Origin of the sequence: Chloroflexus sp. MS-CIW-1 (genome assembly GCF_030444705.1) — a bacterium.
Classification (GTDB): domain Bacteria; phylum Chloroflexota; class Chloroflexia; order Chloroflexales; family Chloroflexaceae; genus Chloroflexus.
Genome location: NZ_JAUBWR010000001.1, coordinates 1,464,835 through 1,488,439, shown reverse-complemented (window position 1 = coordinate 1,488,439; position 23,605 = coordinate 1,464,835). Strand labels below are relative to the sequence as shown.

The 23,605-nt window shown below is 52.9% G+C and carries 21 protein-coding genes; 11 read left to right on the top strand and 10 right to left on the bottom strand.

Translation table 11 applies throughout. The features are described 5' to 3' along the window. Position 1: 1 nt before the first annotated feature. On the bottom strand, positions 2-1,981 hold the full coding sequence (locus tag QTO31_RS05910; protein WP_301428421.1) for an NHL repeat-containing protein: 1,980 nt from the start codon (positions 1,979-1,981) through the stop codon (positions 2-4). Positions 1,982-2,295: 314 nt separating this feature from the next. On the opposite strand from QTO31_RS05910, the gene QTO31_RS05905 reads away from it, so the two are divergent. The 3 genes from QTO31_RS05905 to QTO31_RS05895 are packed head-to-tail and all read left to right on the top strand — an operon-like array spanning position 2,296 to position 5,731. Beyond that, positions 2,296-3,420 (top strand): glycosyltransferase family 4 protein, encoded by a 1,125-nt coding sequence (locus tag QTO31_RS05905; protein ID WP_301428420.1) that lies wholly within the window; start codon positions 2,296-2,298, stop codon positions 3,418-3,420. Beyond that, positions 3,417-4,529, top strand: coding sequence for a glycosyltransferase family 4 protein (locus QTO31_RS05900; RefSeq protein WP_301428419.1), 1,113 nt, complete (start codon positions 3,417-3,419; stop codon positions 4,527-4,529). Before QTO31_RS05905 ends, QTO31_RS05900 begins: the two co-directional genes overlap by 4 nt. Further along, positions 4,526-5,731 (top strand): glycosyltransferase family 2 protein, encoded by a 1,206-nt coding sequence (locus tag QTO31_RS05895; protein WP_031458086.1) that lies wholly within the window; start codon positions 4,526-4,528, stop codon positions 5,729-5,731. Before QTO31_RS05900 ends, QTO31_RS05895 begins: the two co-directional genes overlap by 4 nt. A gap of 329 nt (positions 5,732-6,060) precedes the next feature. On the opposite strand, the gene QTO31_RS05890 is transcribed toward QTO31_RS05895, so the two are convergent. The 7 genes from QTO31_RS05890 to QTO31_RS05860 form a co-directional block, all read right to left on the bottom strand. After that, the gene (locus QTO31_RS05890; RefSeq protein WP_301428418.1) at positions 6,061-6,861 is read right to left on the bottom strand and encodes a hypothetical protein; all 801 of its coding nucleotides are present in this window, start codon (positions 6,859-6,861) and stop codon (positions 6,061-6,063) included. 49 nt (positions 6,862-6,910) lie between these two features. Next, complete coding sequence (locus QTO31_RS05885; protein ID WP_301428417.1) at positions 6,911-7,759, bottom strand: endo alpha-1,4 polygalactosaminidase; 849 nt, start codon at positions 7,757-7,759, stop codon at positions 6,911-6,913. A gap of 2 nt (positions 7,760-7,761) precedes the next feature. Then, on the bottom strand, positions 7,762-7,893 hold the full coding sequence (locus tag QTO31_RS05880; RefSeq protein WP_269077975.1) for a hypothetical protein: 132 nt from the start codon (positions 7,891-7,893) through the stop codon (positions 7,762-7,764). Positions 7,894-8,067: 174 nt separating this feature from the next. Continuing rightward, the gene (locus QTO31_RS05875; protein ID WP_031458089.1) at positions 8,068-9,603 is read right to left on the bottom strand and encodes an O-antigen ligase family protein; all 1,536 of its coding nucleotides are present in this window, start codon (positions 9,601-9,603) and stop codon (positions 8,068-8,070) included. A gap of 41 nt (positions 9,604-9,644) precedes the next feature. Next, positions 9,645-9,788, bottom strand: a complete 144-nt coding sequence (locus QTO31_RS05870; RefSeq protein WP_173424540.1) for a hypothetical protein — start codon at positions 9,786-9,788, stop codon at positions 9,645-9,647. A gap of 2 nt (positions 9,789-9,790) precedes the next feature. Beyond that, entirely contained in the window at positions 9,791-10,540 is a 750-nt protein-coding gene (locus QTO31_RS05865; protein WP_236631101.1) for a CpsD/CapB family tyrosine-protein kinase, read from the bottom strand. 134 nt (positions 10,541-10,674) lie between these two features. After that, on the bottom strand, positions 10,675-11,715 hold the full coding sequence (locus QTO31_RS05860) for an LPS biosynthesis protein (protein WP_031458091.1): 1,041 nt from the start codon (positions 11,713-11,715) through the stop codon (positions 10,675-10,677). Positions 11,716-12,039: 324 nt separating this feature from the next. Between QTO31_RS05860 and QTO31_RS05855 the strand changes: the two genes are divergently transcribed. Next, on the top strand, positions 12,040-12,603 hold the full coding sequence (locus QTO31_RS05855) for an acyltransferase (RefSeq protein ID WP_031458092.1): 564 nt from the start codon (positions 12,040-12,042) through the stop codon (positions 12,601-12,603). 570 nt (positions 12,604-13,173) lie between these two features. Here the strand turns inward: QTO31_RS05855 and QTO31_RS05850 are convergent. Further along, positions 13,174-14,430, bottom strand: coding sequence for a hypothetical protein (locus QTO31_RS05850; protein ID WP_031458093.1), 1,257 nt, complete (start codon positions 14,428-14,430; stop codon positions 13,174-13,176). A gap of 1 nt (position 14,431) precedes the next feature. After that, positions 14,432-16,033 (bottom strand): alpha-L-arabinofuranosidase, encoded by a 1,602-nt coding sequence (locus QTO31_RS05845; protein ID WP_031458094.1) that lies wholly within the window; start codon positions 16,031-16,033, stop codon positions 14,432-14,434. Between the two features lie 769 nt (positions 16,034-16,802). Between QTO31_RS05845 and QTO31_RS05840 the strand changes: the two genes are divergently transcribed. Genes QTO31_RS05840 through QTO31_RS05810 form a run of 7 tightly spaced genes read left to right on the top strand, consistent with a single transcriptional unit; the run spans position 16,803 to position 23,543 of the window. Continuing rightward, positions 16,803-17,546: a sugar transferase gene (locus QTO31_RS05840; RefSeq protein ID WP_031458096.1), complete on the top strand. Its 744-nt coding sequence runs from the start codon at positions 16,803-16,805 to the stop codon at positions 17,544-17,546. 12 nt (positions 17,547-17,558) lie between these two features. Next, a complete protein-coding gene (locus QTO31_RS05835; protein ID WP_301428416.1) occupies positions 17,559-19,079 on the top strand; it encodes a WecB/TagA/CpsF family glycosyltransferase in 1,521 nt (506 codons plus the stop codon). A 4-nt stretch (positions 19,080-19,083) separates the two neighbouring features. Beyond that, a complete protein-coding gene (locus tag QTO31_RS05830) occupies positions 19,084-20,787 on the top strand; it encodes a sugar transferase (protein WP_301428415.1) in 1,704 nt (567 codons plus the stop codon). A 54-nt stretch (positions 20,788-20,841) separates the two neighbouring features. Continuing rightward, the gene (locus tag QTO31_RS05825) at positions 20,842-21,180 is read left to right on the top strand and encodes an STAS domain-containing protein (RefSeq protein ID WP_301428414.1); all 339 of its coding nucleotides are present in this window, start codon (positions 20,842-20,844) and stop codon (positions 21,178-21,180) included. 10 nt (positions 21,181-21,190) lie between these two features. Beyond that, positions 21,191-22,714: a PP2C family protein-serine/threonine phosphatase gene (locus QTO31_RS05820; RefSeq protein ID WP_301428413.1), complete on the top strand. Its 1,524-nt coding sequence runs from the start codon at positions 21,191-21,193 to the stop codon at positions 22,712-22,714. Continuing rightward, positions 22,711-23,160, top strand: coding sequence for an ATP-binding protein (locus QTO31_RS05815; protein WP_031458101.1), 450 nt, complete (start codon positions 22,711-22,713; stop codon positions 23,158-23,160). Before QTO31_RS05820 ends, QTO31_RS05815 begins: the two co-directional genes overlap by 4 nt. After that, complete coding sequence (locus QTO31_RS05810; RefSeq protein ID WP_301428412.1) at positions 23,157-23,543, top strand: response regulator; 387 nt, start codon at positions 23,157-23,159, stop codon at positions 23,541-23,543. The genes QTO31_RS05815 and QTO31_RS05810 overlap by 4 nt, the downstream gene beginning before the upstream one ends. Positions 23,544-23,605 lie beyond the last annotated feature (62 nt).

Genomic DNA, 23,605 nt, shown 5'->3' with positions numbered 1-23,605 from the left:
TTCACGGAACTCCGATCAGGGCCACCGCATCGATTTCACTCCAACTACCATCACGTTGCTCCAACGTGATACGTGCGCTCGTTACACGGGTCAGTGTCTGGTCGAAGGTGATTGTCTGAATAAACGGACACTCTGGCGCTGCTGTCGGTTCAGCCCGATAAACAGTCTGAGCCGTACCCTGCTCGTCAATCACTTCGACTAGCGTCACATAGCCGGGCTGATGATTCTGGTAGATAACCAGACCGGTGGCAAATACCGGCTGCGCAAAGCTCACCGTGAGTATCTCGCGACTATCAGGAGTGGCCGGTGCCCAGGCATTCGGGCTATCCTGACAACCGCCAACATCAGGTGGGCCAACAACCCCGGCAGGATCGTAATCAGGAGCGTAAAAGCTACTCGCAGTAGCAGTCGTCGCCCACTGCTGCGTTGTCTCGCCAGTTGGGAGACTAGTCGTCGGTGCGAGTGCTACCACCGTTGCCAGCGCCGCTGCATCGGTTTGCAAGCGAAAGGCCGAAATGGCACTGTACTCACCACTATTGTCACTGACCCAGACAACACCTCCAGGTGCAGCTACGATACCGTTAGGCAGACTGATCTCGCCGGGGTTGGGAATGCTACCGGCAGTAGCCGGTTGCCCGCCACGAGCAACAATCGTACCATCAGGCGATAACCGTAGGATGGTACCAGCATACGTGGCAAGGTAGAGATAACCGGCACGATCGAGATCGATCACCGGCCCCGCCAGGAGCGTTGGATCAGCGGGATCACCTAGCCGGGCCAGGACAATGCCATCAGGTGCAAGTTTAATGATGGTACCGGCAAAGCTCTCGGCCAGATAGATCATGCCATTCGGATCAACCACCAGATCGGACGGCGCCACATCGTTCGGTAACGTTATTCGTTCGATGAAACGTCCTTCACCGGTGAAACGTACAATACTGCTCACAGCCAATCCATCGTCACCGAGACGTGTATCGAGCGCATAGACACTGCCGTCGGCAGCGACAGCAATCCGTTGCGGCGCCGAGAGACCAAACTGTTCGGGAGCATTCCCATGACCACCCCAACGCCCAAGTAGCGTCCCCGTTGACGTAAACCGGACAATTGCATTTCGTCCGTAATCAGCCACATACAGATCACCATCAGGGCCGAGTGCAACGTCGTAGGCATCGAGCAGCTCATCGGCGCCAAACGTAGTACGTAACGTACCATCAGGCGCAAATACCCAAACACCCTGCCCACTCTCGGCCAGGTAGATGGTCCCATCGGGTGCCGCAGCCAGACCACGAGCCGCGATGAACCGACTGTTGGGAGGACCACTGCGACCACCAAGCCGTAACACAAAACCGGGTGGCCCTGAACGAACAATCTGCGGCTGCGCAGCCATAACCAGCGGAGTTGGTGTTGGTGTTGCTAGCGCCAACATTTCAATAGAGGCCAAGACCTGCTCAATCGTCGCTTGTTCGGCCATCCAGCGCGTGAGTGCCGCCTGAGCCAGAATGCGCAAAATCCGCGTCTCATCAACCAGTACGATGAGACGCCCATGGCCGTTCGGGCCACTGAGATCGGCAACCACACCTTGCGCACGGCCAATCTGTACCGATTGTGTCGGTGAGATTGTATAACCCGCCGACTGAATAGCACTGCTCGCCAGCTCAAATACCGTCTCTGGATGAGCGGTTCCATATTGAGCGGTGAATATGGCTACCGGTATGGTATCGATCAGCAACAGCGGTGCATCAATAACTGTTGCATCAAGCGCTGCTGTTGTCGCAGCAATCCGTAACGCCTGACCTTCTAGCCGGCTCTGCCAGCCTGCCGGTAAACGGAGCCGCAGACCAAGCTCAGCAACGGTCAGGTCTTGTTCCAGAATGATCGCCGTCGGACTAGACGGCAGCGAGGTTGGCGTCGGCGCTGGCGGTGCAGTACAGGACACGAAGACACCAGCCAACAGGATAATAGCGAATAGATAGCACCGCATGCGATCCCTTCTGTCATCAGACCGTAAACGAAGTTGATTGAATAAACCGGCTTTCGTCTTTATCATAGCAAATGCACGCTATCCGATTCTTCAACCCACCGTCTTGTGCCTATCGTACAACAAACCACCAGCACAACCTCTGGCAAACAAATAGCGCACCGGCAGAGATATTTCCTGTGCTCACGATATGACAACATTGCAAGCACCATACCTATTTCATTAACGCTAAGGTTATACCTTTTCGTTATACTAATCGTAGCTCGCTGCGCCGTGCCGTTTGGTGAAGTGCAATATCAATTCTGACAGGCTCCGTTATGAATGGTGCAACTTTGTACAACATCGGTTTTGTCCTTGAACAGGCGCTCGGTCACGTGACCCATGCCAAAAACCTTCAGGCGAACATCAGTCACGATCCCGATGTGCGACCACATTGGGCACTGATTCCTTTCGAGACCTACGGCCTTGCAGCGCGCATTCCCATTTACAAGAGTAACTGGACAGTGCGCGCCGGTTTACGAGCACGACGCTCGTTACGTCAACTGGTTGGAAAAACGACCATTGACGCCCTGTTTTTTCATACCCAGGTACCGGCAGTACTGGCCGCCGGTTGGTTACGTCGTTACCCCAGTATCGTCTCACTCGATGCCACACCCTTACAATATGATCAACTTGGCCCTTATTACCAGCACGAATCGGGGCCGGCATGGCTAGAACGGCTAAAATGGCACCTAAACCGACGCTGCTTTAACCTGGCCCGCCATCTCGTGACCTGGAGTCAATGGGCAAAAGAGGGCTTAATCGAAGGATACGGGGTACCGCCTGATAAGATTACCGTCATTCCCCCTGGCGTCAACGTACACGAATGGCAGCGTCCAACACCGCGTAGCCATCATGAAGGGCCGGTAAAAATTCTGTTCGTCGGTGCCAACCTCGAACGAAAAGGTGGTTTTCTGCTCCTCGAAGCCTTTCGTGCACTACGTCCACTCGGAGTTGAACTCCATCTGGTCACCAAAGATAACGTCCCGCCCGAACCTGGTGTCTTCGTCTACCACGGCATGCAACCAAACAGTGCGCCTCTGAAAGCCCTCTACCACCAGGCCGACATCTTTGCGTTACCCACCTTCGGCGATTGTCTGCCGATGGTACTTTCTGAAGCCGCCGCTGCCGGATTACCGGCAGTGAGCACGCGCATTGCAGCCATTCCTGAAATTGTGCGCGACGGAGAGACCGGGCTGCTCACGCCGGTCGGTGATGTACAGGCGCTCACAGAAGCACTTCGGCGTTTGATTATGCGCCCCGAAGAACGTTTACACTTTGGCGAACAGGCAAGCAAACATGTGAGCCGAGCGTATGATGCTCGCCACAATGCCGGTCGCCTGCTTGAATTGATTAAAGGTGAAGTTGATCTGGCGCGCATGCAAGAGAGGATCGCGGCGTGAATCAAGTCTTGCTGACCGTTTCTGGCGTTATTCCACCCGATCTCGAACAACAAATTGCTACCGGTAAACGACCACGGGCCGACTACCTGGAACTGGCACGCCACTTTGGGGCCGACATCATTGATTATCGAGTGGCCCGCCAAACCGCTGGGCCGATTGGTCGCTTCTTCGAGCGACTGGGTGGACCAAATCTCCTACTGGCATGGGCGTGTTTTACTCGCCGCCACTGTTATCAAGCTATTTTTACCGACGGTGAACAGGTTGGATTACCCCTGGCTGCACTCCTCAAGTTTTTCAGCCCCAATCGTCGCCCCCGCCATCTGATGATCGTGCACATCCTGTCGGTGCCCAAAAAGATGGTCTTTCTCGACCGCTTCGGCGTACAGAGCCACATTGACCGTTTTATCGTCTATTCGACGTGGCAGCAGCGGTTTATCACCGAACGTTGGGGCATACCGATTCAGCGCGTACCGTTTACACCGTTTATGGTGGACGACCAGTTTTTCCACCCCCGTTACGCTCCACCACGCCCCACGCCACGACCGCAAATCTGTGCAGTCGGGTTAGAACGACGTGACTACCCAACCCTTCTCCGTGCAGTAGTCGGCCTCGACGCTGATGTGGTTATCGCAGCAGCTAGCCCCTGGTCGAAACAACGTGACTCAACACAGAATCAACCGATCCCGCCGAATGTCCGGGTACAGAAATTCAGCCAGTACGACCTGCGCCAACTCTACAGCGATAGCCGCTTCCTGGTCATGCCACTTGAACCGGTTGAGTTTCAGGCTGGTGTGACCGCTATCCTTGAAGCGATGGCGATGGAACGTGCAGTGATCTGCACAGCTACACCCGGCCAGACCGACATCGTCGCAGAGGGCAAGACCGGCCTCTACGTACCTCCGCACGACCCGACAGCATTACGAACAGCGATCGAGCAACTTCTCGCCGATCCGGAAACAGCAGTACGTATGGGAAAAACTGGACGCCGCCTGGTTGAGGAGAGCATGAACCTCGACCACTACGCGGTTCGTCTGAGCAATATACTGTACGAGACGTTAACTGAGACCAGTGCCGAACCGCAGCCGATCAAGGACAAGGAGCAGCTATGATGGGGTTGATATGGTGGTTCATCATCGTTGGCTATTGGCTTGTGGGTGGCATACTGGCCTTCATCGTGGCTTATCTGCTCATCCTGACCGGCGCCGCCTTCTTCGCCCGCCGTACAACACCGGTGCGGGCGAACCCTACCACTCGCTTTGTCATCATGATCCCGGCCCACAACGAAGAGCGGCTGCTCCCCGATCTGCTCACGAATCTCAATCAGCTCGACTATCCGCGTGAACTCTACACCGTACACGTCGTAGCAGATAATTGCACAGACCGTACTGCGGCAGTAGCCAAAGCCCACGGCGCCATTGTACACGAACGGTTTGATCAAACACTGCGCGGTAAGGGGTACGCCCTCGAATGGTTATTGCAGCAGATATGGGATCGCAATGAGCCACACGATGCCGTGGTCATCCTCGACGCCGATTCGGTCGTCTCTACCAACTTTCTGCGCGTGATGGACACCCGACTGGCGCGAGGTGAACGGGTCATCCAGGCATACTATGCCGTGCGCCAACCAGAAGGCGCCTGGAGTGCCGGCATTCGTGCGGTTGCCCTCATCGTCTTGCACTACCTGCGCCCGCTCGGTCGCATGGTGCTGGGTGGATCGACCGGGCTAAAGGGCAACGGCATGGTCTTCGCCGCCGATATTCTACGGCGTCATCGCTGGACGGCCTCGTTAACGGAAGACATTGAATATCATATGCGGCTCATTCTGGCCGGCGAGCGCGCAATGTTCGCTCCTGATGCCATCGTCTGGGCTGAGATGCCCGATAGCCTGAGAACCGCACAGACACAAAACGAACGCTGGGAACGAGGACGAATGGAGATGATTCGCCACTACGTTCCACATCTGCTCCGCGAAGGGCTGCGACGACGGAGCTTCTTGCTGATCGATGCCGCTATCGAGCAACTGATTCCACCTTTCTCGGTAGTAACCGGTCTCAGCATCCTGGTACTGTTCATCGCACTGATACTGCGTGATCCGTCCGCCCTGGCGATGGCTAGTTTCATCCTGGTAGGACAAATTATCTACATCCTCAGCGGATTGTTCCTGGTCAGAGCGCCGTGGCCGATCTACCGTTCGTTACTCTTCACCCCCTTCTTCATCATCTGGAAACTGTGGCTGTATGTGCGACTGTTGCTTGGGATCAAGCCGCATGATTGGATCCGTACTGCCCGTAATCGCGCACCGAAGTCGTAGGGCATAACCGAATAACCGTCTCACGGTGTAACGGATGCACCCCATCGATGGATGTAGGTAGGAGCATAGCGCTGCTGTCCTCTAAAGCGCTGGGCCTCCACCGATCTGCTCCTGCGACAGGATAGGTTGAATCGGCGCTCTGTACCCCTCGCCGTGGACACCGGTAGAGACAACGCCTCGCTCCTCCTCGTGAATTTCGCGAATCGTATTTCATCCATCGCCGAGGTTCATCCGTCGTGATGTCATGATGGATTATTTGGATAGGCTCTCAGGTGTGTGGCTAGAGTCCATCAGTTAACGAATCGTTCCCACCGGTCTTGTTTCCCTGACTATGGCTGATCGCGCACAAGCCATTCGATCTGATCAACATAATATTTCGGCACCAGATCACTGCTCGTCTTGAGGTAAAAACCGGTCACATAGGTATATTCCGGTTCGTAGATTAAATCATCGAGCCAGACATATATTTCAGCCCATTCCCCGGCAGCAATCGCCCGATTAAGACCGAGAAAGTAGAGCCGGGTCTCTGGAAACAATGGCTCAGTACTATTGGTCACCCGCCCTTCTAGCGTCACCGAATCGTCATTGGGTAGCCAGTAGGGCACACGATTGCTCCCTACGACCGAGATCGTCATGGCGTCATTGGCAATCGGTGTATCACCACCGCTGAGCCGTAAGCGCAAGGCTGCCACCTGATCGCGCCGTAGTACAAGCCCGCTATCAGGCGTAATGGTAAAGAACAAAACACCGGTACTCTCGCCAGGCGTCACTGCAATCGCATACCGACCCAGCGCCACAACGTTGGTCTGGGTCAGCGTCAGACTGGCAAGCAATGCACTGTTGGTAATACTCCAACCAGCACTGAGCGCATCGCGGTACACTGGTACAACCTGCAACTTGCTGATGTCATTGGTAGTACCACTCACAGCGGTTGGCGTCACCGGCGACCGAGTAGGCAATGGTGTACGGGTTGGCGGTGGGATGAAGGGCGTAGCCGTAGGTCGATCTTGAAAAAAGGGGGCAATGGTTGGCGTCGGTGCAGTGGTAGGTGGAGCGTTGATATTCAAACGGCGACCACAGCCGGTCAAGAGCAAGATAAGGCACAGAATGTAGATTATCCGCATATACATACGATGGTTATCCTAAGTATCACAGGTATTAGCTATGATTGCAACGAGCTTATTGCGCAGGAAACTGTTGACAATCGGTTCGGTAAGCGTCTAATTCCAGATGCTTATGGAGGGCATTCAGCGACATTTGATTGGCTTGCGAGCAAAACGCTTGCGGTGGAAGTTGGTACTCTATCACAAAGACAGGCTTTCCCGACTGAACGAAGGGAAGAAGTTTATCACACTCCTGAAAAGTGAAGCACTCTTCATTGAACAGCCAGTCGAAGTAGGGTAACAAATCAGGGATTTGTGCGAGGTCATTTTTTAAGCCAATGGCAAGGCCAGACGCATGAGCGGCCTGAGCAAGAAAGATATTGTAAGCAAGCTGATCGTCATACGTCAACGGAAAACCTGTATCGTTTACATAACCATTCACATTGTCCGGATCAACACCATCGCAACCCTTCTGCACCGCCAGCTCGAGTCGCGCTTCCATTATAGGGGCAAGAACGTCGAGACGACGAATATCAAGCCATCGCTCCCCTGGCCATCCCACCATCTCTTTGCCTAAGATTTCGGATGGAAATTGGGAAGCATCGGGTCGCCAATCCTCATAAGAACCTGCACTAAAATAGCACATTACGAAAATACCACGTTGGTGTAGTGTTTCTATAATATCAGATGGTGTATCAAATAAATCCAGATTGAACATCTCTACGTTCTCATCAACATCGATCGCACCGGTGTATTGAATTTGCCAGGAAACTTTTAACGGCAGCATCCGATGCCTGATGCCCATTGCTGTGGATGACAGGTCAGAACTGCCGCCTGACAATGGCGTCACAAGAGGTACTTCAGATACACAACTCGACAACATCATCCCAGCCAACACGAAACCCACGACGAGCGCGTATCGCATGTCTAGTGCCTCCCAGGAATCTCACCGTTCTTGTCTTCAATTACAACGATAAATACAACCTTCCTGTAATCGATGGCTAACGACTGCTCAATCTCATCACCGTTGAGCTGTGGTTCGGCTCCCAAACGACTCATGACTTCACTGCAAAAAGGTGATCTTCTCACCACAGAGACCACGGAGATCACAGAGACTAAAGATAATTTTATCTTTCATTGAACATATCCTTTTATTCACAAATCTTAAACGCTCTGCGTGCTCCGTGGTAAGTTTTTGCAGTGGACTCACTCATACGAAAAATGCACAAAAGGCTAAACCCTATTCTGTTCTACCGGCTCAGCCTGAAAGACACGCCAGGGCCAGGCTGGTGCAGGACGTACAGCCGCGATCTGAGGCAGAGCGTTGATCACGCCCATCATTGTGCCGACAAAGACCATACTCCCGCCTTCCCACGACATATCAACGTAGGCGTAGACGAAGTGAGTAAAGATGTAGAGGGTAGCGGTCAACGCAAAGACTCGTAGTTGACCATGCGGCATCAAACGTACCATACGGGCGCCGTAGAGCATCGTCAGTGCCAGCAAAAGGATCAAGGCATAAAATCCGATCACGCCAATCTTCATCCAGACCCACATGATCGAGTTATGCGTGATATACTCCCACCACTCGAATACACTGATGTCGGGAAGGGGAACGAGGAGATGAAACTTGTTTCCAAAGCCAATCCCGGTCAGCGGTGCATTGCGAATAGTAAACATAATGTTAATGTTTTCCAGATCGCGATAAATGTTTGATGCTGCGTCGCGGGCACTGGGCTGACCGATAACTGACCGGACTGCTCTTGCAAGCATCCCCAGCGGCCCCTGATTGTTCCAGAAGACCACCAGGTAAGCTGCAAAACCGAGCGCACTGGTTGGCGCAATAATGTAGAAGAGGCGTCGCTTCTCGATATAGAGCAGCAGAACGATTAAACCAAGGGCCATACCGAGAGTAAGAAAACCGGCCCGCCGAAAATTAGCGATCAGACTGAACAGTACAAACGGCGCCATTAGTGGCATTAAGAAGCGCCGGATTGCGCTGTCGCGATAGAGCCAGGCTGCAACCAGTAAGACGAAAAAGAAGTTGAAGTGAATGGACATCGCGTGCTCGGCGATCCGTTCTACCCCTTCCAGATCCCATTTCAAAACGTCATGCACGTACCAGACGCCAGCGACCCCTTTGGCAAACAATGCAATTGTCGCCACCCAGAAGAGTGTATTCAGTTGTGCACGATTCTCTATTAGATTCCCGGCCAGCAACAACATCAGCGGCAGATAGAAGATTGCTCGTACTTCCCATAATGCAATGACCCGATTCCCACCATTGGCTAATCCGTATACCAGACCAATTGCATTAAACACCAAAAAGACTGCCGCCGGCCAGAACAGAGGGCCAAAGTGGATTCGTAGTCGCCGCTCGGTAGCTGATCGTACAATCCAGACTAACAGAGTCCAGACAATCGTCAGTTCCTGCGGACTAAACGAGAACGAGTCGGATACAAACATGATCGATTCGCGACTCGACAGATTTTTGGTGAAGGGATACCACGGATGGAGGGAACGATCTCCAAACAGGGTTAGGCCGAGGATCGCATACACACCAAAGCGAGGCTGGATTGCCGTTGCGATCAGAACGCCGCCAAAGATGAGAAACGATAACACCGCTTCAGGACTCATGCGGCGGCGCAGGAGTACCAGTACGACTCCGCTCAGGACACAAATCACCAGGAAGAGGATCCACCAGCGGCGTTCGTTACGCCGGGCAACCGTCATGACATCAGGATAACGCGGAACAAGAAGATCGAGCATAGAAGTATAAGTATCCACCGGTTACGCAACTTGCTTACCGGTCAAATCAGGTTAAAGAAGTAGTACCCCGCAACCACCAGCGCACTCAAACCGATCATGATTATCACCAGATCACGCAGACGCCAGTGTGGGGTAAGGATACCGATGAACAGACACAACACGAGAAAAGCCACGAAGAACTTCATAGCTACTCCTGAGGGATCAGGCGCAGAATCCAGCGTGGAGTGGCAATCTGAGCCTGGTTGAGAATAACCCCCAACACCGGCACATGCTTTATATCATTGAGTGCACGTTGAACTTCGGTAACTGGGGTTACTCCCTGCCGCACCACCAGCGCACAGGCCTGGGCCAAGGCCGCTAACGCCAGCGTATCGCTGGTCTCGATCACCGTCGGTAAATCGAACAACACGTGGTCGAACTGCTTATCCAGCGTTTCAACAAGTGTTCGTAGCTCATTGCCACGTGCGAGCAATGGCCGCTGATTGGCCGGCGCCGATCCGGCCGGCAACAGACAGAGACCATCATAATTTGTCGCTAGTAACGCTTCAGCGAGGGTTGCCTGACCACGCAACACCTCAGCAACGCCAGGCAGAGCGGGGATTGGACGCGGAGCAGGCGGTGGTTCACGACGTCGGCTTCCTTTTGGTTGCGCTGGCGGTGGATTAAGCACACTCAACATACCCGGTGCAAGCCAGTTCAGCTCCACGACACAAACCCGCTTACCGGTATCGTGAGCCAGTGTCACGGCAGTGGCCAACGTAATATAACTTACACCTTCGCCTCGCAATGCAGCCGTAAACCCGATCCGACCCGGCAAACGCTGCTCGACGATCAGGTCAGTTAACATCCGCCGGATCTGGGCGATCTGCTCACCGGCGAAGGAGCGGCGCAGATTACCGTCAGCCGTCTCGATGGTTAATGCCAACTCTGTTGGCATCTCATGGGTCTGTTTTTTCCGCAATCTAAACATAGGATCGCCTCACATATCAGGCTGCACCGTGTGAGCCAAAGATTATCTTTGCCAGTAATGAAGTGAAACGCCATGCGACCATCTGATAAACAGCAGCACCGTTACACTTGCGGTTGCAGTGAAGGCTGATCTGCTTCGACAGCAGTAGTCACAGGTGTCGGACTCGGCATCTCAGCGCTTGCTGGGATGAATGCCAGCAATGGCACGCCAAGACCGTTCTGGACATCAATTGGGAAGCGAAGACTGCGATCGAGAAACGCGCCCCCACCGATCAGGCTAGCCGATAAGAATACGCCGATTGCGACAAAGATGATCATGTTCTTAATAAAGCCGGTCAGCGAAAACTCGGCCCGCAATGGAATTTCAGGCTGATCGATAATCTGGTACGTCTGGCGGATCAGACTCTCATTCTTTACCAACGCCAGCCGGGCACTCTCTTCATTCTCTTGGGCAGCACTGAGCCGTTCTTCAGCGCGAGCCAATGCCGCCTTCAACTGATCGAGCTGGAACTGTTCGCCGGGCGGACGATCACCGCGTACCGGTTCAGGATTTGCGCTCAGAAAATCGATCAGTGCCTGACGGGCAGCATCAACATCGGCCTGGTATGGTGCGATCAGCTCTTCAAAAAACTTCTGCGCCGCCATACTCTCTTGAAAATCGTTGTTCATCTTCCACTTTAGATACGTGTCCATCGTCGCCGTGACCATCTGGTACGACAGCTCCGGATCATCGGTTGTGGCCCGAATCTCAACGAGCTTGTCGCCTATTACATTCACGCTAATGGTCTCACGGAAGAAGGTGAACGTTTCCCATACAACGTCTGGGCCGCCAGCCATCAACGGTTCGAGCTTGGTCTGCTGAATTGCCGAGCGCACGAAGGCGTTGGTGGCCAGTAATTCCTGGATTTCATTGGTCGTCGCCTGCGCCGGTGTGACCCACCACGAAACATCACTTTTCGATGAAGTCAGTGATGCCAGCAGACTCTCTTTCTCCACATAAATCTTACCGCTCGAAAGATATTCTGGCGGCGACAAGAGAATGTACCCAACCCCGATTGCGATAGCGAGCATAAACGGGGCGAGACTAAGCAGAGGCCGACGGAAGAAACTTTCCAGGAGCCGCAGAATGATTAACCGTACCATGCCATAAACCTCTTTGCATTGAAATGTCAGCACATGACGTGCCACCTTTTCTACCTACATCATACCAGTAATCACCTTTTGAGAGGTGAACGGAAGCTGTTCAATTCTTCATTCATCACATGAGGAGCCTTACGAAGGTGAGGGCGGTATAGTGCATCAATATGATATATTTTTATACACATCACTCTGCCAACACAGACTACGGTACCGAAGAGTCAGTTAACAATTTCGTTAGTCTGATCCTAATCATATAGCATTCAGTGAACCAATCTGGCACAATGAACACAACTTTATTATCATTGTTATCGATTGAAGGACTTGTCGATGCAGAAACACACCTCACCCAAGCTCTTACGGATTCTCTACGAAGAACTCGCTGCGGCGCAACCGCGTATGTGGTTAATCAGTGGCCTGATTCGCCTTTTGCCGCGCTACACAGCTTCCCGTGTGCGTCCGCTGTTGCTCCGCCTGGCCGGTTTTCACATTGGCCGCAGTACTATCATTATGGGACCGCTACGCCTGCACGGCTTCGGTCCGATTCACAAGCGACTCCGTATTGGTTCGTACTGCATCATTAATACCGACTGCTTTCTCGATCTAAACGATCAGATCACGATTGCCGATCACGTTGGGATTGGTCACGAAGTTATGATACTTACCACTTCCCACCAGATGGGCGGGGCAAATCATCGGGCCGGCCCATTAACAACTGCTCCGGTCACGATTGAAACAGGAGCCTGGATCGGCGCACGAGTATTAATTCTGCCAGGTGTTCAGATTGGCGCCGGGAGTGTGGTGGCTGCTGGGAGTGTTGTCACACGACCAGTACCGGCCAATACGATGGTTGGTGGTATACCGGCCAGACCAATCCGTTCTCTGGCAGAGTAGGCATAATCCGACATCACGGCTATAGATTGCTCTTCGTGGGAACGAACAAGTTATCGCCTGCGATACACCTTCCTTATCTTCAAAGCGAGAGAGAAGTGAGTGGAGGAAAGGTGCAGTGCATTCAGGCACTGCACCACGATGCGTTGCAGAACATTGTCAGACAATAGCTCAGACCGGTTACTCACGACAGGACGTCGGCCAGCGGCCCGCGCTCCCAGGGAAGACGCGCATGTTCAGACACCCTATCCTGAAGCATGATTAAAAAACCTGGACGTTTGATCTGGTTCTACAATGGCATTTCAAACGACTGATGGGAACCGTTGGCAGGCAGAGCATGCATCGCACCTCCGCGATGGCAGAGTTGTTCAATGTGTTCCGTACCCGTGCTGCGGAGTACGCCTGGCGGCCCTCACCTTCCCCCTGGCCCCCTTCCTCTCCCCATGGGGGAGAGGAAGGGGGGAACATTGGGGCTGGAGAGAAAGAACGTTGGCAACCTCTCACGCAATGGTTGCACAGGCATGGTACGCGCCCAATGAGAAATCTGGGTTTTTGATCAGGCTCTTATAGCGTCTACCCGGCGCTGCCCCGCGACACAACCGGTACCCAGATGCGGTACGGTGAAAAGATGGTAATCGTCGCACCACTCTCCTCTTCTTCTTTCGGATCACCATTATCATTAGGATCGGGATCAAGACCGGGATTTGAAATATCCGTGACAATGACGTTCCCTGAACGTGCCGTAATATTCACATAATTGGAAAAGACAATTGGACCCGTAGGCGGCTTAAGCCAGATCACCAACCGTAGACGAGCAGTCTGACCGGCGGCCAGGCTCTGATTAGCGGCCAGTAATTCACGGTCGGTTCGACCATCAAAATTGGGATTAATAGCCAATGCAGTGAAGCCACTTCCACTGATAACGCTTAACTCAACTAGTTCCCAGGTCTCAGCACCGGCAAAGACGGTCGCCAGATCATCGGTAGCCTGTAGCTCGGTGACCGGATCGGCGCCCAAATTACGGATCGTGATCAGGTACTCTAAACGGTAGCCATCCTGATCGTTGCGCCGTTCTTCAACAGCCGGAAACACATATTTGGCAGCACCAACGCCACTCACACATTGCTTGAGATTAATCTGGGTCATAGCGAAATCATCACCGAAGGTGTTGTTGGTTAGACTATCGATCTGGAGTGTAACACTGGTAACACCGTTACCAGTGGTAAAGGCATATTGAATGGGAACCCACCGATCTGGCGTTTTCGACACGACGGTCGTACCAACCGACGTACCATTCACCCGCAGTTCAATGACCGGATCGGCTGCACCATTTGCACTCTTCACCGGATCGAGCAGATTGTCAAAGTAGGCAAAGAAGTTGTAGGTTGTGTTAGGCGCTACTGTAACGACTTGTGTCCACAGGTTAACGCGACCGCCACCAGCGCTGTAATTATCAGCACTCGGATTAGAATAGAAGTAGGTATTGGTAGCCGGAACATCACGCTGGACATCACCCGGAAACGGACGCCCGAAAATGTAAGGGTTTGCCTCGAAGGGGGGATACACAACACTCCCGTTTTGGATAGAGAAGCCACCGCCATTATTGTCATCAGGATACACTCCTGGCCCGCGATTGATGAGCGCCGAGGTAAAACCGGTTGCGCCCTGAGAAAAATCACCATTTTGGACCAGATTGTCTCCTCCGACTACCGTGTTTGCCGGACAGCCGCCAGGACCAATGTTCTGAATGGCAGCACTGGCCGGTTTGAATGGCAGCATGCTTCCCCATACGGTGATAATGACGAGTAAGAATGTGAGTCGTCTGGTCATGTCAACCCCCTTCAGGAAGAAATGTGAGTAAGGTCACAGAGTATGGTGGAAAGGTATAAGGACGATCAGAACGGTGTGCGGTCGGGGTCTCTTCACGAGCGAACGATACCGTCTCGGCCAACAAATCAGAAGCACCTACAACCATCACCTGGACTTGCCAATTTCCCGCCGGTAACCCAACAGAACCTGTAATCGACTGAGCGGTCTTATTGATTGCCAGAACTGACAGTCGCCCATCAGTATGACGTCCGGCGTACACACTTAAGGTTGTAACCGGATCGAGGGTTGTCTTCGTGGTCAAGAGTTCATCACCGAATCTACTCCAAAGCATTAGTGCGTAGTATTGGGGATGTGGTTCAAAGGTATCGGCATGAAGAAGACCATAATCGGTATCATTAGCCGCACGACCATTTGCCAGATCCCATTGATTGGCAATCGCCACGCCATGCACTGCCATCTGCCCAATCGTATCGGCCACAAAGAGCAGATTAACGGCCCGTCGCATAAGTTGGGAGTTATCTGCATCCTGAAACGAAATCATGTTGTACTCGGTCACAGCAATCGGTACCTGGCGGCCTAAATGACGCTCAAAAGCCGAGCGCAGCCCTGCCGTGATCGTTGCCCAACCGCGTTGCGGTTGTTGCAGCGCACCCGCCGGATTTTCAGGCGGTTGAAAGTAGGGATAGTAATGGACAACGTAGAAATCAAGTCGATCACCGGCACCAGCGATCACCCGATTGCCCCAATCATTCCATTCATCGGGGTTCTCAACCCCAACTGCACCGATCTGAATAGTCGGATCAACCTCCTTCATTGCCTCGTAGAAAGCCAGATAACCATCGTAAGAAATACCATTGACGGTGGCGCCGCGTAGGTACTCATCGGGGTCACACGTCCAGACGTCTTCCCAACCCCATTCTGAACAATTTGGACCAACATCGCGTTTCGCTCCGTAAACCTCGTTGCCAACTTCCCAGTATCGAACCGGAAAGGGATCAGGATTGCCCGATGCGGCGCGCAGCCGTGCCCAATGTCCCACCGTTTTCCAATCACGTCCCCGTGCATCAGTACCTATCAATCGCTCATCATCAACTGCACCGTTAAAGAACGCAACGAGCGCTGCCGCTTCCTGCGCAGAACCATTGATCGAAACTGTCCAGATAATCTCAGCTTTGACAGCACGGGCAAAGCGGAGAAAATCCGATGGCTTCGCTGCCCACGGCCAGTAACATCCATCGCCCCCGGCCTCACAATCGGCCCAGGCATAGGCATTACTCCAGCTTCCCCCTGGCATCCGCAACAGACTCAGCCCGAGATCGGCAGTACGCTGAATGAAGGTTTCATTATCCAGCCGGTATGGATTCAGCCAGGCAGGAACGTTAGTCCCTAACAGACGGCGGTCAAATGGTAGCGCGGTGGTCGGATCAATCACAATGAGATGATCAGACACGGCAGAAGCAGTAGGAGCGACGTTCACCGGAGCCGGTGTCGGTGTTTCGGGCGCAGGAGTTGATACAGCAGGTGTTGGTGCTGCGCTTGGCGCGTTGCAGCCTGTCAAAATAGAGATGAGCATCATGAAAAGCAAGAAACGATAAAACATCATTGAAAACCTCTTGAAGCTGTTGCGATAATACGAACGATCGCAATCAGCATACTACACCGGTGCAACATATCATGCCATTGCAAGTTGAAAAATGGATGTTAGCCGTAGTCAATCACGTAGACAGCGTTATAACGTGTTCTGAGCAGTAAAAAGGCAAACGCACGATTGTTGCAGATAACGTTTTTGTCAATTGAGCGGATAGAGATGATGACAGTTTCCACGCTCGAGCACGTTAGTAGAAGAAGATTAAGCAGGGCGCAGCGCTGCTGCGCTCGTACATCCATCGATGTATTCCATCCGTTGGACTGTGAGACGATGTGCGGATAAGCACTTAGTTGAAACGGAGTTTCCAGCGTCTTTAGAACCTTACCTGGATGCGCTGGGTACGCGGGCCTCTGGCCCGCATGGTGAGTACCGCGCCAGAAATCACCTTTCGTTGTTATCGTTACTACCTGGTAGAGATAGATTAGGGGCCTATCCGAAATATCCTGTCGCAGAATGAAGATCGATCGGGGACAGCGGCGCTGTCCCGTCTATCCATATGATGGATTCCATCCGTTGAACCATGAGGCGGGGATTCGGATAGGCACTGAGTGAGCAACCACCCATCGTATGTCTGTGCGTATATATATGGATATACCTGCGTTTATCTCTATAAGGACGATTTCGCGAGTGACATATTCTTCACGCTTTTTCAGCTCACTGTAAGGATTTTGTTCGCACGATCGTGTATAGTGTTAGCGAATGTAGACTCAGAGAGGTGATTTCCATGAGCACTCCGAAATCGAGCCAGACGAATCCTGATGTGAAAAGTCAACGCATGGTTGCTATCTTTGCCGAACGCCGCTTTCAGCGTACCCGCGCCAATCAACGTCTACGTTTAGCCTTATCGTGGTGGGTCATACGTACCAAGCTGATGTCGAGCCTCAAGCGCGTGTTAGATGTTACAGTGGCAATTATTGCTATCATTTTAACCGCGCCGATTATGCTGATCACCGCAATCCTCATCAAACTCGAATCGCCGGGGCCGGTCATCTTTAAGCAGGTACGGGTTGGCAAGGATGGTGAACATTTTTATTGCTACAAATTCCGCTCGATGTACGTCGATGCTGAACAACGGCTGCGTGAACTACAAGCTAAAAATGAAGCCGATGGGCCGGTCTTTAAGATGAAACGCGATCCCCGTGTGACACGGGTGGGTCGGGTTATTCGCAAGCTGAGCATCGACGAACTCCCCCAGCTCTTCAACGTATTGAAAGGTGAGATGAGCCTGGTAGGTCCACGCCCTGCCTTGCCCAGTGAGGTAGCCAAATATACCTACGAGCAGATTGGGCGGCTCCATGCCATTCCCGGTATCACCGGCTTACAACAGGTATCTGGGCGTAGTGATCTTGATTTTAAGCGCTGGGTCGAACTCGATTTGCAATACATTGCTGAACAAAGTATCTGGAAGGATATTGAAATTTTGTTACGTACCATCCCGGCAGTCATCCTCGGTCGTGGTGCATACTGAGAGAATACGATCATGCGTAAACTTTTGGTGATACTGGGTGTGCCGATCGACAATCTGACAATGGCTGAAGCGCTGGATCGGTGTGATGAGTTTATCGCCGAAGGACGGGCTACCGGTCGTCTCCATCAGATTGCGACAGTGAATGCCGATTTCGTTGTTAATGCGCTGCACGATCCGGAGCTACGTCGTATTTTGCAAGAGGCCGATATGGCAACTGCCGATGGCATGCCATTGGTCTGGGCTTCGCGACTGTTGGGTGGGCCGTTGCCCGGTCGTGTTACCGGCGCCGATATGGTACCGGCGCTGGCTGAACGAGCTGCTCAGCGTGGTTATTCCATCTTCTTTCTCGGCGCTCGCGAGGGTGTTGCGGCGAAAGCTGCGGCGATCTTACAAGAACGTTATCCAGGTCTGCGCGTTGCCGGTGTGTTATCGCCGCCACCTAGCTCGGTACTGGAAATGGATCGCTCGGTGGTTGAAACTGTCAAGGCAGCCAACCCTGATATTTTGTTGGTCGCATTCGGTAACCCCAAGCAAGAGAAATGGATTCGGATGTACGCCCACGAGTTGCGTGTACCGATAGCGATTAGGGTTGGCGGGACATTCGATATGATTGTCGGTGTCACCAAACGAGCACCACTCTGGATGCAACGCATTGGTTTAGAGTGGGTGTATCGCCTGATTCAGGAACCGCGTCGGTTGTGGAAGCGATACGTCCATGATTTTGTGTATTTCGGCTATTTCTTCTTCCGCCAATGGTGGGCCATGCAACGAGGAAGCGCACTGAGCATGGTTCCGATCGCGTCTAAGGCGGAACCGGCAGATGCCGCTCCGCCGCCACCGCCACCTCCATTCCCGTGGCCGGTGCTGACTGTCGGGAATCGGCTTGATGTCAGCAATCTCGACCCATTTACCCAAGAAGCCTATCGCCTGCTGGCTACTCATCAGTATGTAATTCTCGACCTGAGCATGACCCAGTTCCTCGACAGTTCAGCCCTGGGCGCACTGGTAGGATTAGCCAAACGTGCGCGCTCGAACGGTGGCGAAATCTTCTTGTTGAATGTGCAAGAACCGATTTTACGCCTCCTTGATTTGCTGAAACTGGATCGGTTCTTTGAACAATTCCCCGATCTTACAGCAATCACCCAACGGATCGAGCAGTCAAAACCGGTCTCCACCACGTCGTCTACAACAATTCACGGCTGGACGATCTTTCCCGCCCCGCGTTTGTTCGATGCAGCAACGGCAGACTCCTTTCTCAGTCAAGCTAGCGAGGCCATCAAACAGGGTAAACTGCTCGTCATCGACTGCACCGGAACGACATTTATGGCTAGCGCCGGGATGGCTGCTCTCGTCAAACTCGACCGTCTGGCCCGCGAACAAAATAGCGCACTGCGCATTGCCGGTTGTAACCACGACGTGCTACGGACGCTCCAGTTGGTACGTCTCGATCAGGTCCTATCGATCTTTCCCGATGTAACAGCCGCAACAACGGCGCCACTGCACAAGAACCATGTGACTGCTGAAGGAGACTGAGGCGATGACCATTGCCTTTCTCATCGCAACTGCTGAAGATCGCCGGTTACCACCATTAACCGATGTCCTGCCCGATGTTTTATTGCCGATTGTCGACCGACCGGTCATGGCGACTACGATTGAAATTCTGGCCCGTGCCGGTATCAAGCGCATTCTTGTCGCATTACACGAACAGACTGCACCGATTACCGCAACGTTTGGCAGCGGGAAACGTTGGGGGGTTGAGATTGAATATGTATCGTTGAATGAGGCCTGGGCTGATGGTGGGGCACTACGCTGGGCGACGCCGTTGATTCAGGAAACGTGTCTGGTATTACCGGGAAATGCGATCATCGACCTCTCGATTGAGGCAGCGCTCGATCATCATCAGCGTCATGGTGCTATGCTGACAGTGATCACCCATGCTCCCCATACGCATCAGCACACGCCATACGCTGTTGTTGATGCCCAAGGACAGATCAGCGCGGTAGTTTCCCAACCCGACTCAACGGAGGCCGTGGCGCTAACTGATGCCTACATTGTTGAGCCGTCGCTCCTCGAACAGATTCCCCTCCGCAATCGCTATTGCATTGCCACCGACCTGATTCCTCATCTCATTGCCCAACACATACCGGTTCACAACTTTACCTTCAGTGGCTACTGGAATCCGCTCACCACACTGGCCGATTATTACGCCGCTCAGCAGGTGTTCCTGTACAGCGCCTACCGCACTACCGATCCCACGGTTACAGAGGGGCCAGGCGAAACAGTACGCTACCCCTCAATTAGCGGGCGTAAAATTGCACCAGGGATTTGGGTCGGCCGCAACGACTCGATCCATCCTAGTGTTCGGATTGCCCCACCGCTGTACATCGGCGATAACTGCTGGATCGGGCGTGATGCCGAACTGGGACCGGGCACGATCATCGGCGCCGGCTGCATGATCGATGATGAAGCCACGGTCACTGCCAGTACGATCTGGGCCGACACGTATGTTGGTCAACTGGTCAACATCAACCAGCGTATCGTCTACCCTGGGGTCATCGTTGATCCGATCACTGCCGAGCAGACAGTCATCGTCGATGCGTTCTTGATCGGACGGGTATCGGCGGTAACGGCTAGTGTTAGTAGGGTTGCTGGTCTCCTTAACCGGATAGGAGCACTGGTATTGTTGATTCTGCTAAGCCCCCTACTCATACTCACCGGAATCCTGGCTACCATTGCCAGTGGTGGGCGCCCCCTCATCGGGTTACCGCGAATTGGCGAGCGTATACTGCTATCGAACGGTCAAACAACATTACGGCCATTAACCCTCTGGCATTGGCGCACACGCCACGCTGACGGACGCTACCTGTGGTTTGGGAGATGGCTGGAAGCGTATGAATTTCACCGTTTGCCAGAGTTATTCAACGTACTGCGTGGTGATCTCCAACTCGTAGGGGTCAAACCACTCACACCCAATGAAGCAGCCCTCTTGCAGGAAGAATGGCAACAACGACGCCACGAGGTTCCCCCTGGTGTCACAGGGTTGTGGTACATTCAGGATTCCTCTGGCAATCTCGATGCCGTTGTCATTGCCGATGTATACTATAGTGCAACCCGATCTTGGCGAAGCGACCTCAGCCTATTGATACGTACACCGTTAGCCTGGTTGCGCCGGATCAGGCAAAACAACAATCCTGTCGGTCAATCATTGAGTGTTGATCTTTCGCCGCCATCCGGGGGGTAAGGGAAGCTGCTGTAAGCAATCACCTACTGCTTGCACTAGAGGAGGTTTTTAATTATGGAAATGAAGCCACGAACAGTTGGGAATGTGGCTGTGCTCGCAATCGAAGGACGGTTTGATGCCAATACAGCTCCTACGGTTCAACAATGGCTGGAACAGGCAACTGCCATGCCTGGGGCGCGGGTGCTGGTTGATCTTTCAGCAACGACCTTTGTTGATTCAACAGCGCTGGCAACGCTGGTATCGGCAATGAAGCGCTGTCAACAAGGCCAGGGCGCATTTGCCCTGTGCGGACTGCGCCGTCCGGTTTTGATGATTTTTGAATTAACCCGGCTTGACAAAGCCTTCAACATCTTTGTTGACGCCGATCATGCTTTAGCTGTCTTGAATTCCTGAGAAACCAACCATGCTGGTCTCGGTACTAAGCTCACAATATCCTCGCTTTCAGGCACTTGCTGAGGCATGGCTGGCCCATGGCGCGCAGACCTTCGGCATCTACGAGCACGGTCGGCCGTTAGCCTGCTGGCCGGCGGGACAGCGTCTCCTCACACCTGATCTAACGGCTACTATCTATCGTTACGATGAAATAGTTGGTGAGTTGCGCCTGACCGGTTTGCGTAACGAAGCAGCTCGACAACGGCTCCAGGCTGAAGCCGCATTGATCAGCTATATTGTGCAGCTTGAATATGAGTTGCAATGCATGACCGCCGATCTGGTGACCAGTCAGGATCAGCAGTTGGCGCTGTATCGCTTAACCCAAGCCATGCGTGATCTGGTAACCATCCGCGAAACGTTGCAAGCGGTTGTGAGTGAGGCATTACGGATGCTGAAGGGCAAGGCGGCTTTTGCTACATATATGTCCACAAATGGGAGTGAGCCGTTGGTTGTACACTCTCCTGATTGTCCATTGAGTCATGAGACTATCTGGCGCTTGTACTGGCAGCTCCAAACTGAAGATCGCCCACTGCTCATCAGAAAAGAAGAAAGTGACACGCGATGGCCGCCGGGTATCAGAAATCTCCTATTGTTACCGATTCGGGTACGTGGCACGATCATGGCTTGCCTCGGTATTCTTGATCGGGTTGAAGGATTCGGGACACCAGAGCTGAAATTGGGACGAGCGATTGCCGACCATACCAGCGCCCAGATCGAACGCATCTTGCTCTACCAGGAGATGATCGAGCAGACCCGGTTACGCAGTGAAATGGATTTGGCACGACGGGTACAAACTGATCTCTTACCGCGCACCTTACCCATCGTCTCAGGATTGGATATCTACGCCTGCTCACGTCCGGCGCTCCAGGTTGGCGGTGATTTTTTTGATTTCATTCAGACACCCAACCATCCATTTATCTTTACGATTGGCGATCTCAGCGGAAAAGGCGTATCTGCAGCATTACTGATGTCGATGACGCGCACTGCCCTGCATAGCAAAGCTCAGTTCATGCCGTCACCAACACCGGCATCTGTGATGCGCCAGTCGAACGAAGACCTTTACAACGACTTTACACGGATCGGTGTCTTTGCAACAGTCTTCGTTGGTATGTACGATGACCGGAATCGTGAAATTGTCTATGCCAACGCCGGCCATGCACCAGTGATCTATCGCCCAGCCAACGGCAGCGCAACCTTGCTGTTAGCCGACAACACCGCGATAGGTATCCTGCCCGTCAATAATTTTCAAAACCGTCATCTGGCAATGAAGCCGGGTGATCTCCTTGTCGTCGCGACTGATGGCTTCCATGAGGCGCGCAACAGTGAAGACGAAATGTTTGGGATAGATCGTTTATTGCATGCAGTAGACACGCTGGCCGAACAATCAGCACAGACAATCGCTGATGGGCTATTTCATGCAATTGATCAGTTTAGCGCCGGTCATCCGCAAGACGATGATCAAACCATTATCGTGATCAAAGGAGCCGCAACGTGAGCCTGCAACACAGTGAAGTGATCCGGCTCGATCTGCCGGCCCGCCATGCCTATCTACATTTGCTGAGTGAAACGATAGCCGAATTATTACGGCAGGCAGGTGCATCGAATGAAACTTTGGTCTACAATATACAATTGGCGGCGCATGAAGTCTGTACAAATATTGTCAGCCATGCCTATCGCAATCGTCAGCGTAATGAAGACCGAATTAACGTGACTCTTACGTTCCATCCACAACCACCTTGCCTGGAAATTGAGTTGCATGATAACGGCGAGACGTTTGATCCAGAACTGGTGCCACAACCAAATCTCAGCGAAGCCCAGATACACGGCTATGGTCTCTTCTTAATTCGCCACTTGATGGATCGCGTAATCTATACAGCGCGTTCCGATGGAAACTACTGGCACCTAGTGAAGTATCTGGAACCCGGGAGACCACAATTATGACAACGATTATGATTGTTGATGATTATGCACCCACGCATCGACTTATGAGCTTTGTGCTTGAACAACACGGCTATACGGTTATTACCGCCATCGACGGTGAACAAGCGTTAAGCCGTCTTTATACCCATACTGTTGATCTGGTTGTGACTGATCTCACCATGCCTCGTATGGACGGCATTGAGCTGGTTCGAGCAATCCGGGCCGATGAACGTTATACTCGCTTGCCGATCATTATGATTACCGGTACTGTCAAAGAACAAGACGAGGTAAAGGCAGCAGGTGTTGGGGTAAATGCCTTCCTCACCAAGCCGGTCGATTCGGATGACCTGGTCAACGAAGTTGATCGCTTGCTCCATCAGGAGTCCTCACGGTATGGAGCGTAGCTTCGGCATATTCGATGGCGTGAGACTAGGAAACTTATCACCTGGAACGACAGAAAACAGCA